Consider the following 17,644-nt stretch of genomic DNA (forward strand, 5'->3'; position numbering starts at 1 on the left):
CCCTCTCGATATTGTTTTCGCCTGTGTTAAGACTGCTTGTATGGTGTTTTAAATTGTATAGACTTTTACATTGAAATACTCGCAAGCAATTTTAGCATAGATTGTGCCACAATTGATACTTAAAATTTTGCTTACTCCCACAAGGGTAAGAGTTCACAGTTATTTGCTGGTTGCTTATCCTTATAGTAGGCTTTGGTATTTTCTGCCAGCAAATCAAGAATAGATTGATTATTTAATTGTATATTTTTTAACATATTCACCAAGTAGTAGTATTTACTTAGAATGAGGGAATCGCAGCATCCCCTTGTAAGTGGAGTTTTTCATTGAGGTGTATAATCCGCCGAAAGGATATTCTCAGGAGGTGAAACAAGAATGTTTTCCCACTGCTTAACTTGCGCTTTAACTGTGCAAACGTGACTACTTAGCAAGATTGGTAGTGAGATCGTAGAAATAGATTTCAAACATCAATTCAATCGGGAGAATCAACATGAGAGTGACTGATCCTGAAACGAGCGAACAATCCATTAACTCTGGATGGTTAACGGCGATCGCGGTTCTCATGATTGTGTTGGGCATAATTTACGATTGCGTTTCCCTTCTTTGCTACAGTTGCTTCAACCTGAGCGTTTGGCTGGGTGTTGATCATTGCTGGAATCAGTTTAGTCAGAGGGTAAATTGATGGACGAAAAAAGATTCAACAGCATTCTCTTCCCGAAGTTGAGCGATGCCCAAATTGCCCAGATTGAAAAGTTTGCTCAACTGAAATCATACAGAGACAGGGAAGTTATCTGTGAAGTCGGCGATCGCGACTTCTGTTTCTCTGTCATCAAGTCGGGCAAAATGGCGATCGTCGATCGCTCCGGTGGCGAAGAAAAGATAATGGCTGTTGCACAGGAGAAACAGTTTACGGGTGATGTTTCCCTGTTGACAGGCGATCTTGCCGTTTTGAGCGCGATCGCCCAGGGAGATTGCGAAGTCTACGAAGTTGCCGCTGCCGATCTCAGACAAATCCTGCGGGAAAACTCCAGTTTGAGCGACATCATTCTTCAAGCGTTTATTGCCCGCAGGCAATACCTGGAAGAGTTGAAAGACTTTACGGGTCTCAGGGTGATTGGATCTAGATTTTCGCGTGACACCTTTCGGATTCGGGATTTCCTGGCTAAAAACCGTGTCATGTTCACCTGGCTCGATCTGGAAAATCATCAGCAGGTTGACGCGTTGCTCAAGCAGCTTCAGATTAGCGAAGCCGATACGCCCGTTGTCGCTTATGGGAACGAGTGGGTCTTAAAAAACCCAGCAACGACAGAATTAGTCGAACGGCTGGGCATCAAAAAACCGATTCAGGAGACGCTTTACGATTTAGCTGTTGTGGGTGCGGGGCCTGCCGGATTAGCAGCGGCGGTGTATGGAGCCTCCGAAGGACTAAACACGATTGTCCTGGAACATATTGCCCCCGGCGGACAGGCGGGCACCAGCTCTAAAATTGAGAACTACCTCGGCTTTCCTACGGGCATCTCTGGCAGCGATCTGGCAAACAGTGCTGTGTTGCAGGCGAACAAGTTTGGGGCGCGACTTGCGATCCCCTGCCAGGTTGTGAAACTGGCGTTTGAGGATGGCATTACCGTGCTGCATCTGGGTAGCGGTGAGCAGGTGGCAGCAAAATGTGTGTTGATTGCGACGGGAGTTGAGTATCACAAGCTGAACGTCGAGGGACGCGATCGCTTTGACGGTGCAGGCATCTACTATGCCGCCACCACCACCGAAGCGCAAATGTGCAGTGGTTCGCAGGTGGCTGTGGTCGGTGCGGCAAATTCTGCCGGACAAGCGGCTGTCTTTCTGGCTGAACACGTAGAGAAGGTCTGGCTGCTGATTCGGGGCGATGACTTAGAAAAGAGTATGTCCCGCTATCTAATTTGTCGCATCGAGCAGATGGACAACATTGAATTACTGTGTAACACCGAAATTAGTCAGTTCGGCGGGGATGACTGTCTCCGTTCGATCAAGGTTAGCAACCACAAAACGGGTGAGACGCGATCGCTTGATGTCACTGCCGTTTTCACCTTTATTGGCGCAGTCCCGCGAACCGACTGGCTTTCCCCAGCGCTCGAAACCGACGACAAAGGCTTCATCAAGACCGGACTGGCTGTAGCTGACTCAGCCGGGTGGTCGTCTGCTCAACGGCAGCCGTTTCTACTAGAAACCAGCCGTCCTGGAATTTTCGCGGCAGGCGATGTGCGGCTCGGTTCCATCAAACGAGTTGCCTCTGCAGTCGGCGAAGGATCAATGGCAGTGCAGTTTATTCATCAGTATTTAGCGAGTATTTAGTGAAAATTTGACTTCTATTCCTTTTGAAAAAGAGGTAAGGGAGCAGTTCTTGTTGGGAGCAAGGGGGATGGTTCAAATGCGGATTCGACACTTCGACAAAGCTCAGTGACCACCCCACAGCCACGAAAACCACTTAGCAGAAGTGGGGGACTCATACCCATGTTCCCCTCTGCCCCCTGCCTCTTTCTTGATTTGTATTCGTTAAGTTGCGGCTTAACAAGTCAAACATAGCAGTAGAACTGACAGCAATCAGTAAAAATGAGGGCAGAAATTGATCATTGCACTGAACGGAAGACCGAAATGACACAAATAGAAGCAACAGCAAAGATTGCCCTCGTTGGTGGCGGTCCTGCCGCACTGACTGCCGCGATCGCCCTCGCCCGTCGCGGCATTCGGACGACGTTTTTCGAGCGGGATGCTCATCCAGAGATTGCACCCCGCTTCAACCCGGATCGCTCCTACGCGATAGACATCACGGGGCACGGACTTAAAGCACTGCGCCACATTGATGCCTGTACTTACTTTGATGAAAGGGTGCTGCAATTTAAGGGAATCAAGCTGGGGAGAGAGGCGGGGGAGTGGAACTTACCGGGTTGGATTGGGTCGCGCGGCGATATCCTACGATCGCTGATGGCACTCGTAGTAGAAAAGTACTCAGAATGGATATCCTTCGAGTATGAATGCCCCGTAACTTCAGTAGATGTCCTGACATGACAGCCTCACCTATGAGTCTAAGTCGAATGGTACGCTGACGAAGCAGTTCGATTTGATCATTGGTTCAGATGGCACAGGTTCTGTCGTCCGCAAAGCAATGCTTGAGCAGATTCCAGGATTCACCGCTCTGACCCAATCATTTCCTATCTACTGCACGATGATTGAGCTCGATCGAGTTGGCGATCGATGGGACAAAAACTACCTTTATGACCTATCTGTTATCCCCTTTTTCAGCTTTGCAGGCGCGATCATGGGAGGTCAAGGCTCCGACCCAGTCCGTTGGTTCTGTGCTATCGGTACCGATGCACCGCTGGAGTTCTCCTCCACTCAAGAAGCCCAGCAGCTTTTCCGCGATCACTTGCCACAGGTCAGCGAATTGACAAGTGAGGAACAGATCGCAGCATTTGCGAAGCGCGCCTCCAAACATATTGGTCAAACGCTGACTTGCTCGCAACTCTATGGTGGAAAGGCTGTATTACTCGGAGATGCAGCAGCGGCGTTTCCGCCGATTGGACAGGGAGTCAACGCGGCGATGGAGTCTTCAATGACGCTCGACCTCTGCATTGGCGAAGTAGGCAATTCACCAACGCAACTTCTCGAAGCAGCCAAACTCTACAATACTCGATGGAAACCAGAGGTGGATGCCGTCTCGTGGATCGCTATCAAAGGTCTCGTCGAAGAGGATGACGAGTCAATGACTGGTTTGGAAGTACTTAACCAATCCAAGAGCGCGGAAATCTCCTATTCAGAAGTCAGATGCAAGGCTGAACGGCTTTAGCAGAGGGGATTCTTGGTTGATTAACTCGCTGTTAGATGGTAGAGTTATCGGCTCTACCTCCCATCTTAATTGTACGCGAAATTTATTAATAAGTTTGGTTTTTCCATGCCGACTTACTTATTGGACTTTGGACAAAAAGGGAGTTCCCGGATAATTTACGCGAACAAATCTTTTTTGTCCAAAGTCCAATACTTAACCATGCTGCTAAATTCTTGAGAATTGTGGATTTAGTATTCTCAGATATGCGAAAAAATTTTAAAACACTGGAATTGCAATGATAAATTCTGTTCCCTCTCGCAGCACCGAGTTAACAGTGAATTTACCAGCGTGAGTTTCTTCAACGATTTGACGAGCGAGCGCCAATCCCAATCCCGTACCTTTCCCCACCGCTTTGGTAGAAAACAAGTGGTGAAAAATATTTTGTTTTACTTCTTCATTTATCCCCTTGCCATTATCAGCAATAGTAATTTTCACGCCTTCATTTTCTAAGGAAGTTTTAATTACAATTCGGTTAGGATTGGTCGTAACTTCCTCAAAACTTTAGACTGGGGTAAATTTCTGGAACAATAAATTAAATCGATTTTGTGCCGCCGTTGCTGATAAATCTGGTGCTGGTGGTTGCTTACCAATAATCCGTTCTAATTCCGGGATGACTTCAATAATTACCTGTGCGTTTTCGCCAACAGCATCTAATATTTTGTTTTTCCATGCCTGAATTTGAGCTTGCAGGTCAAAAATGAGCGAACGTACAGTTTTTAAGGTAGCTGAAAGCGGCGTTGCAAAATAGATATATGAATTAGGGCGATCGCGTGATTCATATTGTTGGTTCAGCAACGCCCTTTCGCTTTTCCAATTTTTTTATTATTAAATCTGTTTTAAGTTGCGGCTTAACAGGACAAACATAGCAGTAGAACTGACAGCAATCAGTAAAAATAAGGACGTAGCTTGAAGCTAGGACTTCAGTTGCGCCCGTAGCACTGTAGGAGTCTTTCTTATGGCTTTTGGACTTCCGCCTCTGCCATATGCTTACGATGCGCTAGAACCCTATATGTCTCAAAAAACATTAGAGTTCCACCACGATAGGCATCACGCGACTTATGTTTCCACGCTCAACACACTGGTTAAAGGGACTGAATTTGCTAACAAATCGCTAGAAGATATCATCCTGGCAACCAATAACGACACGAGCAAGGCAACGATCTTCAACAATGCCGCCCAAGTGTGGAACCACACCTTTTTCTGGAACTGCATGAAACCTGGCGGTGGCGGTCAACCGAATGGAGATATTGCTGAGAAACTCAACGAGGGCTTTGGCAGTTTTGACCAGTTTGTCACTGAGTTCAAAAGCGCCGGAATAGCTCAGTTCGGCAGTGGCTACGCTTGGTTAGTGTTCGACCAGAACCAACTCAAAGTTGTCAAAACTGGAAATGCGACGAATCCAATGGTGAATCAGCAAATTCCACTTTTGACGTGTGATCTTTGGGAACACGCCTACTATCTCGATTTTCAGAATCGTCGTCCTGATTTTCTTCAAGCGTTTTTAGAGCATTTGGTGAATTGGGAGTTTGTAACTCAGCGATTGCAGATGTATCAATATAGCGCATATCTGATTGGTAGTTATTCAAAATAACATGGAACACCTTTTGCATTCCAGATTCGGAGGTTGAAGTGAGTAGTTTAAATCAGCAAACTGTAATTTTGGGTGGTGGTTTCACAGGATTGTTCACTGCTCTTTACCTCAGCCAGCACCGATATTCTGGTCGAGTCCTCCTAATTGATAAATCGGAGCGATTTATCTTTAAGCCGTTGCTGTATGAGTTTCTCAATGGACAGATGGATGGTAATCAGGTCTGGCCCAGATACCAAAAACTGCTGCAAGGCACTGGCGTTACCTTCTTGCAAGACACGCTGTGTCAAATCGACTTGACAGAGGCAAAGGTGGAATTAGTCTCTGGATTGCATTACACCTACACCCATCTGGTGTTGGCAGTGGGAGGCGCAGTTGGCTACTTTGGCACACCGGGAGCGGCTGAATATGCTTTGACATTTTGCACAGGAGAGGATGCATTAGCGCTACGGCAGCGCATTATCCAGTGCTTTCAACGCGCCAGCCAAACTGAAGACCCCCAACTGCGTCGAAAATTGCTGACGATCGCCGTAATTGGGGCAGGTCCAGCAGGTGTTGAACTCGTAGCCACTTTGGCGGATAGCTTACCTGTTTTCTATGTCCAATTTGGCGGCGATCCTCAAGAAATTCGGATTGTGCTGATGAATCGCAGTTCAGATATTCTCGCGGGCGATGTCAATGGTCGCCTACGTGAAACAGCCCGAACTGCTCTGCAAGAGCGGGTGATTCCGGTTGAATTGCTGATGGGGGCTACGGTAACAATGCTGCATCCAGGTCAGATTGAGTATACCTATGACGGTCAGCCTGCTGTTTTAGAAGCTGAAACAATAGTTTGGACGGCAGGAACAGCAGTACATCCGCTGATTAAAAATCTTCCCATTCCGGAAACAGACCGCGATCGCCACGGTCGTCCTTTTGTTACCCCGACTCTCCAGTTAATCAATTATCCAGACGTTTTTGCCGGCGGCGATTGTGTGACCCAACATCTACCGCAACCCGCCTTAGCGCAAGTGGCTTATCAGCAGGCAAAGGCGATCGCTCAGAACTTGATTGCCCTCTCCAAGGGTGAAACCCTGAAAGACAGTCAGGTGTCTTTGCGAGGCACCTTAATGAAGCTAGGCATGGAAGAGGGGGCAGCGGAGATTTTTGATCGGTACGAAGTCAAGGGCAGACCGGGATACCTGATCCGGCAACTGGCATATCTGGAGATGCTGCCATTGCCTTCGCATAATCTGAAAGTGACGGCTGAATGGCTGAGTGATGGAATTCTCCACCATGCTAAGTACAAGCTCTGACCGTACAGATGAAGCGGTAATTAATTTATGCGGGTGCGATCGCGTTACATAAATTTGTGAATGGATGATCTCAGGAGGTTCCATGTCCGATGCTATTTTCGACGTACATACCCATCCCCTGCTCCCTACTTATGTCCAGGCGCTTACTGGGGAGTCGGGGAGTGCCGATGGCGTGACGCTGCCGCCCTGGTCTGCCGAGCAGCATATCGAGGTGATGGATCAACATGGCATTGATGTCGGCATCCTGTCCCAGCCAGCTTTGGCAGAACATCTCGTCGGGAGCGAGGGTCAGGCGATCGCACGCCAGATCAATGAGGAACTAGCAGCACTCGTCGCGCAGTACCCTTCGCGCTTTGGTGCGTTTGCGGTTGTGCTGATGGACGACATGGATGCGGCGATCGAAGAAATGACTTACGCGCTCGATGTCCTGAAGCTAGAAGGCTTAGGTGTCAGCACACACCGGGGTGGTAAGTACCTGGGCGAACCCGAATACGATCCCTGGTTCGACGAGATGAATCGGCGCGGTGTGACGCTGTTTGTTCATCCGGTTGCCCCGGACTATTTTGATGTCGAGACCAGCCGGATCAACGTTTCCGTCCTCGAATTTATGTTCGACTCCACTCGTATGGTCACAAATCTAGTGCTGTCCGGCACCAAGCAGCGTTTCGACCAGATCAACATCATCTCCACCCACGGCGGCGGCACGCTCCCCTATCTGGCACATCAGATCAGCATTGCAGATCCAAATGTCCTGGGCGTATCGAGACAGTGCCAAGCGAATCGAATCATTAGCGCCTCGGATTACCGAAGTGACTCACGAGTGGAGTTGGATGAGCATCAGCCTGGACAATGGCGATCGCATCAGCCTTTGGGACATTCTCGACAATGGCAAGGAGCAAGCCTTTGCGACAGTTCTGCATCCCAATGGTCGTCACGAACTTGTGGATATCGAGCCGCTGGCAAAGGATGCCACCAATATCTGGACAAGCGAGGCGACTGACCATCGCTATCCCACGCGCTGGAGCGTCTCGATTCCGGCACTGAAGGCACGCATTGAGGTCGAGCCGAGGATGCGTGAACAGGAAGTTGTCTCTTTGATCGAGGCTCACAAATATGAGGGTGCCAACACAGTTTTCGGCGAAGTGCTAGGCAAAAGCGTCACGGGACACGCCGTCGTCGAACTCGTCGGTAACTGGAAGTAGCGGTTCCTGGGAAGAACGGATATTGACCTTAAAATATGTGAAAATTCAATGAGTGATTCTGTGTTCGATCTTCTCCGTTCTGTTCTCTGTGTTGATTAAGCCTATGCCAGCTAAATTCATCAGAATCAGTCATCCTTTGCTGAGTGCAGCACTCTTCACTGCCCTCCTGCTGAGTGGTTGTGGAAAAAAAGATCCGGCAGCAACAGCTAAAGGCCCGCCACCGGCGGTAGTTAAAGTGCAAGAAGTAGCCACCCAAACGCTCCAAGAAAGCTCTGAGTTTGTCGGAACGCTAGAAGCTGACGAGAGAGTCACCCTAAAGCCTCAGATAGAAGGTCGCATTGACCGAATCTTGGTTGTTAATGGCGATCGCGTCAAGCAGGGAACTCTGATTGCCGCCCTCAGTCTCGATCAAACGCAAGCCGATGTTGCCAGTGCCAAATCAAAGATAAATTCAGTGCGATCAACCGTGGTAACGGCTCAAGCTCAACTGCAAGCATCCGAAGCCGATCAGGTCAGCGCTCAGTCTGATGTCAAGCTTCAGCAAATCCAGTTCAATCGGACAAAGAAATTGGTCAGCGAGGGGGCACAGGCACGACAAGAACTGGATATTGCCCAGAATAATCTGGAAACAGCGATCGCCAAACTGGATGCGGCTAAAAAGAAAGTCAACGCCGATGAAGCGTCTATTGCTCAAGCCCAAGCAAACGTGCAACAATCTCAAGCTGAGACAACGGCCACCAGCGTGAATTTGAATTATAAACAGGTGTTGGCTCCGATCAGTGGCATTGTGGGCGACTTTCAGGTCAAAGTCGGAGACTATCTGAATACTGGTCAAACCATTACCACCATCACTCGCAATAACGCTTTCAATATGCGAATCTCGGTGCCGTCCAACTACGCTGCCAAACTGCGTCCCAGATTGACCGTGAACCTAGTCGATCCTAAAACGAACAAACTTCTGGGTACGGGAAGCATTTATTACATCTCCCCTCAAGTCGATACAAGCGCACAAGGCATCTTGATTAAGGCTCGGTTTCCCAATCAGGGTGGCAGACTGCGAGATGGACAGTATGTTCGAGCCAGATTACTCTGGGCAAGCAAGCCAGGGGTGTTGATTCCCACATCTGCCGTTTCCCAGGTGGGCGCACAAGATTTTGTGTTTGTGGCCCAAAGCCTATCCAAAGATGGAAAAACCGTTCAGGTGGCGCGGCAACGCCCCGTGAAACTTGGTGTGATTCAAGATCAGAACTATCAAGTCATTTCAGGCATCAAGTCAGGCGAACAGTTGATTGTGTCAGGGATTCAAAGTCTGGTTGACGGTGCGCCAATTCAACCGGATAATGCCAATACGTCCAGTCGTGCTGTCTCCACAAACCCTTAAAAAGTAAAAAGTAAATACCCATAAATAAATTTACTTGCTCTAAACCCTTTTTTATTTCTTCCTTCTTTTGGCTTTTAACTTTTTACTTGTTTGGTAACAAAAACGCTTCTTTTTTTGTCGTATCCCTTCTGATTATGAGCATTGCCAGCAACTTTATTAAGCGACCTGTTTTGACCACCGTTTGCACAATTCTGATTGTGCTGATTGGAGGAATTTGTCTGCCGCTGTTATCACTTGACAAGCTGCCGGAACTGGCGCTGAAACAAGTTTCTGTCACCGCTAATTATTTGGGTACCGATGCCAAAACAGCGGAAGAGAATGTCACGACGGTCTTGGAACGACAAATTAATGGCACAGAGCAGGTTGTTTATATGTCGTCCCAAACAACCAACAATGGACAAACCAGCATTAACATTTCGTTTCCAGTTGAGATTGATCGCAACACAGCTCAGGTACTGGTTCAGAATAACGTGGCGGTGGCTGAAGCTGCCCTGCCGACCGTAGTCAACCAGACAGGGGTAACAACCCAGAAACAATCTCCAACGATTACGCTTGCCTATTCCATTGCCTCCAAGAAAGATGAACAGGGGAAGTATTTCTACGACAGCGTCTTTTTGAGCAACTATGTCGATAAGTTCATTCTGGATGAGGTGAAACGGATTCAGGGCGTGGGGAATGCCGTGATTGTGGGGGAACGAAAATATGCGATGCGGATCTGGCTCAATCCAGATGATTTAGCTGCCAGAGGGGTGACAGCCCAAGATGTCATCAAAGCCATCTCTGAGCAAAATATTCAGGTGGGGGCTGGACGCATTGGGCAGCAGCCTACGCCAGAGTCACAGCAATATGAAATGGCGCTGCGGGCGGTAGGGCGGTTTTCGACGCCGCAGGAAGCCGAAGATATTGTCGTGCAGGTTGGCAAAGATGGCACGATCACGCGCATCCGCGATGTGGGGCGAGCCGAAGTGGGCGCAGAGGACTACAGCACAGCTTCTCTGTTTAACAATGACCCGGCTGTGACATTACTGGTTTACCAGCTCCCTGGAACGAATGCTTGGAATACCGCAGAGTTAGTCAGAAGCCGGATCACCGAGTTAGAGAAAAAGTTTCCCCCTGGTATCAAAGCGACGCTCTCACTCGACAATACAGAGTTCATTGCGGCAGCGCTGAATGAGGCGGTTAAAACCTTAATTGAAGCGATTTTGCTAGTATTTTTAGTCATTTTCATCTTCCTGCAAAACTGGCGGACTACCATCATTCCGGCTCTTGCCATTCCCGTGTCTTTGATTGGCGCGATGGCGTGCGCCTTTGTCTTTGGGTTTACCCTCAACCAGTTGACCTTGTTCGGCGTGATTCTCGCCACAGGTCTGGTGGTGGATGACGGGATTATTGTAGTGGAAGCCGTTGCGGAAAAGCTCTCCCAGGGAATGCGACCGATGCAAGCCGCTTTGGATGGAATGGAAGAACTCACGTCTGCTGTCATTGCCACTTCGCTGGTGTTGATGGCGGTGTTTATTCCGGTTTCGTTCTTCCCAGGGACAACGGGCATTGTTTACAAACAATTTGCGCTGATTATTGCCTTCTCGATCGCCATTTCCACCTTTAACGCCATCAGCTTTTCACCTAGCATGGGCGCAATCCTCATGCGTCCTCCTCGCCAATCTCATGGGCCGCTCGCCATCTTATTTCGCTGGTTTAACCGATTTTTCGACTGGATGAAAGCCGGCTATGTGCGATCGCTGCAATTCCTCGTGCGCGTGCGATGGGGGGTGATGGTCGTCTTTATTGCTGCATTGGTTGCTACGGGCTGGATTTACATCACAACCCCGCAAGGATTTATTCCCGAAGAAGATCAAGGATACTTTTTTATCATCGGTGAAGGTCCGCCGAGTGTTTCTCTGAATTACACGGATGCGCTCGTGCAGCGAGTGGAGAAAATGATTCTCAAACATCCAGAGGTTGAGGGGATCACGGGTTTAGCAGGGTTTGGATTTGAAGGAAACGCCAGCAATAAGGCGCTGTTTTTCGTGAAGCTCAAACCCTGGGAAGAGCGTCCAGGCGCGGAGCATTCAGTCTTCGGCATCTTGAAGAAAGTGAACCAGGAGCTATTTCCGATCGCCGATGCCCGATTAGTTGCTGCCAATGCACCGCCAGTCGATGGATTGAGCAGCACTGGTGGCTTGGAGCTTTACATTCAGAATCGAGCCGCCCTGCCGATGGCAGCCCTGGTGGCTAGCGCTCAACAATTCATGGGGGCGGCTCGGCAGCGCCCAGAAGTGGCAGGTGTGTTTACCCAATTCACAACCGCCGCCCCAATTATGCAAGTGTCGATCGATCGCAACCAAGCTAAAGCCCAAAACATTAATATTGATGACATTTTCGGAACCATGCAGACGTATCTGGGTGGGAATTATGTCAACCAGTATGTGTTGGGAGGACGACTTTACCGAGTCTATGCTCAAGCCGAAGGAAGCTTCCGCTCCAACCCAGGGGATATTAGTCGGCTGTATGTGCGATCGCAAGATGGTAATCTCGTGCAAATGAGTACGTTAGTCCGCACGGAACAGACCTCCTATCCGCCGATCATCACCCACTACAATGTGTATCCGGCGATCAAGATTAATGTTGCGCCTGCACCGGGCTATAGTACTGGACAGGCGATCGCGGCAATGGAAGAGGTTGCTAAACAGTCATTGCAGCCTGGATTTGAGTACGAGTGGACGGGAACGGCGTTTCAGGAAAAATCCTCCGGGGGTGCTGCACCGATTATCTTCGGTTTAGCCTTTGTGATCGTGTTCCTAGTGTTAGCCGCGCAATATGAAAGCTATATCGATCCCCTGATCATTTTGATGACGGTGCCGCTAGCGATTTTGGGTGCGCTCGGTGCGATTGTGTTTCGGGCTAGTGTCTTTCAAGCAGGGGGTGTATGGCCCGTTATTAATAACAATATTTACGCCCAGGTAGCGCTGGTCATGCTGATTGGTCTTGCCAGTAAGAACGCGATTCTGATTGTGGAATTTGCCAATCAATCTCGTGAACTCGGCATGAACATCACGCAAGCTGCCATCCGGGCGGCTGAAGAGCGGTTACGTCCCATTTTGATGACGGCACTGGCAGGGATACTGGGATTCTATCCTCTGGTGGTGGCCTCAGGCGCAGGAGCCATGAGCCGCTGGTCACTCGGTACAGCGCTCTTAGGCGGTTACGCCTTCTCAACAGTCTTGAGTTTGTTTTTAGTTCCCGTTCTCTACGTCGTCATCAAGAGTTTGGAAGACCGATTCTTGCGTCCCGGTAGACCGAGGAAACCCGGTGCAGGTGGAGATGAACCACCGACTGAATCGACACAGAATCAAAAAGAGGTAGCGGCTTCAACGTTCAACCATGAAGCGTCTCCACAAGGCGAATAACACAGAATTAAACTTCAGGAGGACAAGTGGATGTTCAGGAAATTATTCGGGGATTGGGAGTTGGATGATTGGGTAGACCATCTGATCTTTATTCCAACCGTTATATTCCTCGTTTATTCTTTGTTCTTTCATGGCAGTCATTGACAAATAAGAGGATCAAAAAATGTCTACAAATCCAGAAAACAAGGATACTCCACTCAGCGATCGCATTACCCAACTCGAAACGAAAATTCAACCCTTGTCGCTTTCAGAACGAGTTGAGAAAATTGAAGCAACCTTACTTTTGGTTGCGGATGTTTATCGATTTCAGAGGTTAAGTGAGTTACTAGCAGTAGGCAAATGGCGAGAAGCTGATTTAGAAACAATTCAAGTGATTTTGGAAATTACCGGGCACACTGAGCTAGAGTCCATTACTCCCAATGATGTCAAGCAGTTCTCGTGTAACCAACTGCGGGTTATTGACAAACTGTGGACAACCTACAGCCAGGAGCACTTTGGGTTTAGCGCTCAGGTTCAACTGTATCAAAGTGTAGGCGGGAGTCTCAATACCACGATCGCTCAGGATAATTCCGTGATTGAACGTTTTGGCGAGCAAGTCGGCTGGCGAATCAATGGTCAGTGGCAAAAATGTGACGAACTGGACTATACCCTGAATGCACCAAAAGGCTGTCATCCCTCCCGCTGGTGGAATTCCCCCTTCGGCTCAAAAATGACGAACTACTTCTTCGCTCGTCTGATCACCTGTGCTATTTAAGTAGGACTTACGCAGAATAATGAAAAAACCAACCGCTCTAGGTGCAGAGAACACTGAGAAATAAAAGTTTGGGAGAGTTTTTGCGTAAGTCCTATTAAGCTATGCCATTTAAGCAGTCCTAGCTTTCTTCTTGATCGCGCTGTGCTTTTAACTCTCGAACACAGGCCTGTCCAACGCCGGCGACAAAGCCTAATCCGGCTCCAATCAGCGCATAGTTTCGATATAAGTTTTGGTACGATTTGCCTTCATACCTGAGGTGATTGAAGTCGCGTTGACCCAGTTGAGCGGCTCCTAAGCCAATCACTGAACCGATCAGTGCCGTTATAACTCCAGAGAAGAAAATCAGTCGAATGTTCAAAATTTTCCCCTTAGTTGAAACTTTGCTTTACTATACGCAAAAACGATTCAAGATGTTTATATTCAAGCACAATCTACTGCTTTTGTTAATGCTTATCCCTGCCGTATTGATAACAGTAGACAAGGCAATGGGAGCGATAGGAATGATCGCGTTTGTATTGGTTTATTTCTCGAAAGGCATCAGGCACCATTAGTTCAACTCATTGATGCATTAGGCGATCGGACTCCATGAATTCTCAACTCCAGCAATTTCTATTCAATGGCGATCAATTCATCAAAGCGACCTTTTTCAAAGTTGGAGATGCGTCAATCTCCCTGCTGTGGCTACTAAAACTGACGCTGGTATTCCTGATCGTTATTATCCTCTCGACTCTGCTGAAGCGTTTACTCAAGCATCGATTGCTACGGTTACACCCAGATTTAGCGGAGGGATTCGCTCATGAAATGACGAAAGAGACGGAAATTTATCAAAATGTGCGGCAACAATTGCAAGATATGGGCTTGCTGGGTATGACGGAGCATCACTTTCAGTTTACTGAGTGGGTGCAGGCACGCTTGAAAAACCTGTTTTCGGCTCGCTCGCCCTTTGCAAAGAGTACGATACCCGATTTCCCACCACCGCCAGCAGAGCCGAATTAACATCTCCGTTAAGCATTGGACACCATAATTAAGAAATAAAAAGTAAAAAGATAATCCCCATAAATAAATTTAGTTGCTCTGAGACCATGTTTATTTTTATTTCTTTTGCCTTTTAACTTTTTACTTTTGCCTTGTTCGGTCAAATTACTCATGCACACGATACTATGAGACTTGAAATTCCTGTTTGGATTGGTACTACGATCGGGATGTTGAGCATGGGAATGATGCCAGATCTTGGTGCTGAACAAATAAAATTTTCTTACAGTATTTTAGAATTTTCTGTTTCTGTTGCTGATTTAAAAACTTATGCTCAAGAAGGTAAAATTAGCAGCCAACTAGCATCATATACAAAGCGGCTCAAACCAGAGGATGTTGCTCAAGGGCGTCAGGTTTTGACTGAACAACAACAATTAAGTCCCGTAGCAATCTCTCAATTTCTCTATTCAGACATCGGAGAATCGATGTTAAAGTCTGCGGGTGAATTGATTGAAACAGATTCAGGACAAAACGGTTTTTATGCAATTCGTGCGGCGTTGATTCTAGCTGCGGCTGACCCAGGAGGATTGACACTACTGAATACTATGCGCTACTTCCCTTCACAGAGTATTCGGATTAACTCTGAAAAGCTTTTAGCACTGATGAATCAACTTTCCAGTCTGAAAAACGAGACAAATCAAGCTCTCTCCGTAATCGATCAACAGTCTACTACAGAAGCATCTACTGAACCATCTGTCAATATCTCAAAATTACCAGATTTATATAACAAGTCAGGGTCATTTTCTTGGCAGAAAAAAGCGATCGCTTTTATGGATACTAATCGTAGATCCCTAACTGGCAGCATTAAAACTAGGGTCATTCAAACAGATATCTATTTACCTGAAAGTCAAACACCTGCACCAGTTGTAGTCATTTCTCATGGACTAGGTTCCGATCGCGATAGCTTTGCTTACTTAGCAGAAAATTTAGCATCCTATGGGTTTGCTGTTGTTGTTCCTGAGCATTCTGGTAGTGATTCTCTCCAAATGCAAGCATTATTAACAGGGAGAAGCCAACAAGTATTTGCAGACACCGAATTGATTGATCGACCCTTAGACGTAACTTTTGTACTCGATCAATTAGAACAGCGCTCAAAATCCGATCCCTGGCTACAAGGAAAAATCAATGTCCAAGAAGTTGGTGTGATTGGACAATCTTTTGGTGGTTACACAGCTTTAGTCTTAGCTGGCGCACGCATCAATATTAATCAGTTGCACAAAGATTGTAAATCTGAACCCGATCCGGTCAATGTTTCGTTGTTATTGCAGTGTCGTGCTTTAGCACTGGGAAAAAATTCTCCTGATTATGAACAAATACAACAAAACTTAAGTAATTTAGATTTAGGCGATCGTCGAGTGAAAGCTGTGATTGCTCTGAATCCAGTCACGAGTAGTATTCTTGGTCAAGCAGGTCTTAGCCGAATCGAAATTCCCGTAGCCATTGCTGCTGGAGCCGCAGACACGGTTACTCCCGTCTTTTTGGAACAAATACAAGCATTTAACTGGTTGACTACCAAAGAAAAGTATTTGGGTATTGGTGACAAAGGGACTCATACTGATTTGATTGCTGGTGTGAGTACTGTAGTTTTACCATCTTCTAACCGTTTTTCTGGTTTCTCTGGGCGCGATCCAGAATTAGGACGCATTCATGTTCAGGCTTTTAGTACCGCTTTCATGAAAGTATATCTTGCTCACCAGACTGAATATCGTCCTTTTCTAAGTGCATCTTATGTGAAGAACTCGAATCTTGATGAACCAATAAAGGTTTATTTCGTCAGGTTGCTACCACCAGGATTTCCCCATAAAAAGTAAAAAGATAAAACCGACATTCCGCACTTCAAGATGTAATACATCGATATTCAAGAATATTTACTAATAATGCTCAATTATTAAGTATTAATATTGACAATTATTGGGGATTTGTGATTGCTATTTAACCACCATTAGCCAGATGTTGGAAATCCTCGTGTATTACACGATGAAGTGCAGAATGTGGGGTACAAGCTCTCTTTGATTCATTAGGGCTAATGACATGGGAATCTTTTGTGAAAAACCGCTTACCTCTGTTGAATCTGCCCGATGATATCTTGGAAACTCTACGTCCAGGGGAGATTGCCTACACAAAAGCTACTGCAATTGCACGAGTTAAGAATGAGTTACAAAGACAATCCTTGCTTAAAAAGGTAATAAACGAACACCTATCTTTAAGGGATAAGTGATAGAGAAACTGTAGAATAAATAAAGGAAAATCCTTATCTACAGTAGTTTATAGGGATGTCATCTTATAGCAATGAAGCTCCATTTGATGCAATCAATGTTAGTCCATTTTCGTGAAAGAATCAGTGTCGTTCTAGTCAACAAAGTAAATCAAGGAACGGTAAAGAAGATGCTAGAAACAGCATCTTCGATTAGCACCGAAAAAAAAACAGAAGAACCAGGAAAAGAAGATAGTACGCTCAAAAATCGGGGAAAATTGATATTAGATGCGACCTGTGCGCCAGGTGATATCAGCTATCCGACAGATTTAGAGTTGTTAAATCACGCGAGAAAGCAGACAGAAAAAATCATCGACTTACTTTATGAACAGGTGAAGCTTCAAGTAGATAAAAAACCAAGAACAATGTTAGTAAAGAAAAAAAGAAACAAGATTTGGAATCCTCTCGGATTCGTAATTGTATTGAGGGAAAATTTGGGCAAGGTAAAAGAAGATTTAGCCTGGGTAGAGTCATGGCTAAACTATCTCATACTTCTCAAACTGCAATTGCTATTACTTTTTTAGTGATGAATCTTTCTACTCACCTGTCACGGCTTTTTTGTGCTTTTTTATGTCTATTTTTCAAAAATAGAACTTTTTTGCCGTTTTGTATAATTAAAAATTATCATTTTTGCAGTTATAGACAACAAACGCTTATATTTGACTTTGTTTGAATAACTAGTCAACCCTCCTCTTACTTTTTTACTACTTTTTCAGCAAACCCTAACTATTAATCAGGAGTTGCGTACTAATTTGGCATAAGTTATAAAGATAATTACGGGTAATATCATGTTCGGATAATCACTTATGATAAAAGTAGGGATGAAAACGCTGAACTATGCCGAAACGAATCAGTATAACCACGCATTTAGATAT

The 17,644-nt window shown here is 46.5% G+C and carries 14 protein-coding genes and 4 pseudogenes; 15 read left to right on the forward strand and 3 right to left on the reverse strand.

Annotation, left to right across the window (positions count from 1 at the left end; genetic code table 11):
• The first annotated feature begins 678 nt into the window (after positions 1–678).
• The 3 genes from V7K36_RS20515 (at position 679) to V7K36_RS20525 (ending at position 3,817) form a co-directional block, all read left to right on the forward strand.
• Positions 679–2,325 carry an FAD-dependent oxidoreductase gene (locus tag V7K36_RS20515; protein ID WP_335118732.1) on the forward strand — a complete coding sequence of 549 codons (1,647 nt, stop codon included), beginning with the start codon at positions 679–681 and terminating at the stop codon, positions 2,323–2,325.
• Between the two features lie 300 nt (positions 2,326–2,625).
• Entirely contained in the window at positions 2,626–3,039 is a 414-nt protein-coding gene (locus tag V7K36_RS20520; RefSeq protein ID WP_335118734.1) for an NAD(P)-binding protein, read from the forward strand.
• Between the two features lie 52 nt (positions 3,040–3,091).
• Positions 3,092–3,817, forward strand: coding sequence for an FAD-dependent monooxygenase (locus V7K36_RS20525; protein WP_335118735.1), 726 nt, complete (start codon positions 3,092–3,094; stop codon positions 3,815–3,817).
• A 255-nt stretch (positions 3,818–4,072) separates the two neighbouring features.
• Here V7K36_RS20525 and V7K36_RS20530 read toward each other — a convergent pair.
• Positions 4,073–4,357: pseudogene (locus V7K36_RS20530) on the reverse strand (sensor histidine kinase); the annotation flags it as partial.
• Positions 4,358–4,651 carry a hypothetical protein gene (locus tag V7K36_RS20535; RefSeq protein ID WP_335118737.1) on the reverse strand — a complete coding sequence of 98 codons (294 nt, stop codon included), beginning with the start codon at positions 4,649–4,651 and terminating at the stop codon, positions 4,358–4,360.
• A 160-nt stretch (positions 4,652–4,811) separates the two neighbouring features.
• Between V7K36_RS20535 and V7K36_RS20540 the strand changes: the two genes are divergently transcribed.
• The 7 genes and pseudogenes from V7K36_RS20540 to V7K36_RS20565 all read left to right on the forward strand — a co-directional run bounded on the left by V7K36_RS20540 (position 4,812) and on the right by V7K36_RS20565 (position 13,483).
• Entirely contained in the window at positions 4,812–5,447 is a 636-nt protein-coding gene (locus V7K36_RS20540; protein WP_335118739.1) for a superoxide dismutase, read from the forward strand.
• Positions 5,448–5,485: 38 nt separating this feature from the next.
• Positions 5,486–6,739 carry an NAD(P)/FAD-dependent oxidoreductase gene (locus V7K36_RS20545; protein ID WP_335118741.1) on the forward strand — a complete coding sequence of 418 codons (1,254 nt, stop codon included), beginning with the start codon at positions 5,486–5,488 and terminating at the stop codon, positions 6,737–6,739.
• Positions 6,740–6,821: 82 nt separating this feature from the next.
• Positions 6,822–7,439, forward strand: a pseudogene (locus tag V7K36_RS20550) (amidohydrolase family protein); the annotation flags it as partial.
• A gap of 130 nt (positions 7,440–7,569) precedes the next feature.
• On the forward strand, positions 7,570–7,941 hold the full coding sequence (locus V7K36_RS34205; RefSeq protein ID WP_442948489.1) for a lipocalin family protein: 372 nt from the start codon (positions 7,570–7,572) through the stop codon (positions 7,939–7,941).
• 103 nt (positions 7,942–8,044) lie between these two features.
• Complete coding sequence (locus tag V7K36_RS20555) at positions 8,045–9,322, forward strand: efflux RND transporter periplasmic adaptor subunit (RefSeq protein ID WP_335118744.1); 1,278 nt, start codon at positions 8,045–8,047, stop codon at positions 9,320–9,322.
• A 134-nt stretch (positions 9,323–9,456) separates the two neighbouring features.
• On the forward strand, positions 9,457–12,729 hold the full coding sequence (locus tag V7K36_RS20560) for an efflux RND transporter permease subunit (RefSeq protein ID WP_335118745.1): 3,273 nt from the start codon (positions 9,457–9,459) through the stop codon (positions 12,727–12,729).
• Between the two features lie 163 nt (positions 12,730–12,892).
• A complete protein-coding gene (locus V7K36_RS20565) occupies positions 12,893–13,483 on the forward strand; it encodes a GUN4 domain-containing protein (protein ID WP_335118747.1) in 591 nt (196 codons plus the stop codon).
• 118 nt (positions 13,484–13,601) lie between these two features.
• Here the strand turns inward: V7K36_RS20565 and V7K36_RS20570 are convergent, their stop codons facing one another.
• Positions 13,602–13,841, reverse strand: coding sequence for a hypothetical protein (locus tag V7K36_RS20570; RefSeq protein ID WP_335118749.1), 240 nt, complete (start codon positions 13,839–13,841; stop codon positions 13,602–13,604).
• 227 nt (positions 13,842–14,068) lie between these two features.
• Here V7K36_RS20570 and V7K36_RS20575 point away from each other — a divergent pair, with 227 nt between their 5' ends.
• The 5 genes and pseudogenes from V7K36_RS20575 to V7K36_RS34215 all read left to right on the forward strand — a co-directional run.
• Entirely contained in the window at positions 14,069–14,479 is a 411-nt protein-coding gene (locus V7K36_RS20575) for a hypothetical protein (RefSeq protein WP_335118751.1), read from the forward strand.
• 164 nt (positions 14,480–14,643) lie between these two features.
• Positions 14,644–16,326: an alpha/beta hydrolase gene (locus tag V7K36_RS20580; RefSeq protein WP_335118753.1), complete on the forward strand. Its 1,683-nt coding sequence runs from the start codon at positions 14,644–14,646 to the stop codon at positions 16,324–16,326.
• Between the two features lie 215 nt (positions 16,327–16,541).
• Positions 16,542–16,733, forward strand: coding sequence for a hypothetical protein (locus V7K36_RS20585; protein ID WP_442948490.1), 192 nt, complete (start codon positions 16,542–16,544; stop codon positions 16,731–16,733).
• Positions 16,723–17,134, forward strand: a pseudogene (locus V7K36_RS34210) (transposase); the annotation flags it as partial. The gene V7K36_RS20585 and the pseudogene V7K36_RS34210, both read left to right, overlap by 11 nt.
• Positions 17,134–17,442 (forward strand): annotated as a pseudogene (locus V7K36_RS34215) (transposase); the annotation flags it as partial. The pseudogenes V7K36_RS34210 and V7K36_RS34215, both read left to right, overlap by 1 nt.
• Positions 17,443–17,644 lie beyond the last annotated feature (202 nt).

This window comes from Nostoc sp., from assembly GCF_036919555.1.
Classification (GTDB): domain Bacteria; phylum Cyanobacteriota; class Cyanobacteriia; order Cyanobacteriales; family Nostocaceae; genus Nostoc.

Bases quoted from the DNA above. Each gene is read 5' to 3' on its own strand.
- V7K36_RS20520 (WP_335118734.1), top strand. From the start codon at position 2,626: ATGACACAAATAGAAGCAACAGCAAAGATTGCCCTCGTTGGTGGCGGT.
- V7K36_RS20515 (WP_335118732.1), top strand. From the start codon at position 679: ATGGACGAAAAAAGATTCAACAGCATTCTCTTCCCGAAGTTGAGCGAT.
- V7K36_RS20540 (WP_335118739.1), top strand. From the start codon at position 4,812: ATGGCTTTTGGACTTCCGCCTCTGCCATATGCTTACGATGCGCTAGAA.
- V7K36_RS20555 (WP_335118744.1), top strand. From the start codon at position 8,045: ATGCCAGCTAAATTCATCAGAATCAGTCATCCTTTGCTGAGTGCAGCA.
- V7K36_RS20575 (WP_335118751.1), top strand. From the start codon at position 14,069: ATGAATTCTCAACTCCAGCAATTTCTATTCAATGGCGATCAATTCATC.
- V7K36_RS20580 (WP_335118753.1), top strand. From the start codon at position 14,644: ATGAGACTTGAAATTCCTGTTTGGATTGGTACTACGATCGGGATGTTG.
- V7K36_RS20585 (WP_442948490.1), top strand. From the start codon at position 16,542: ATGACATGGGAATCTTTTGTGAAAAACCGCTTACCTCTGTTGAATCTG.
- V7K36_RS20565 (WP_335118747.1), top strand. From the start codon at position 12,893: ATGTCTACAAATCCAGAAAACAAGGATACTCCACTCAGCGATCGCATT.
- V7K36_RS20560 (WP_335118745.1), top strand. From the start codon at position 9,457: ATGAGCATTGCCAGCAACTTTATTAAGCGACCTGTTTTGACCACCGTT.
- V7K36_RS34205 (WP_442948489.1), top strand. From the start codon at position 7,570: ATGAGCATCAGCCTGGACAATGGCGATCGCATCAGCCTTTGGGACATT.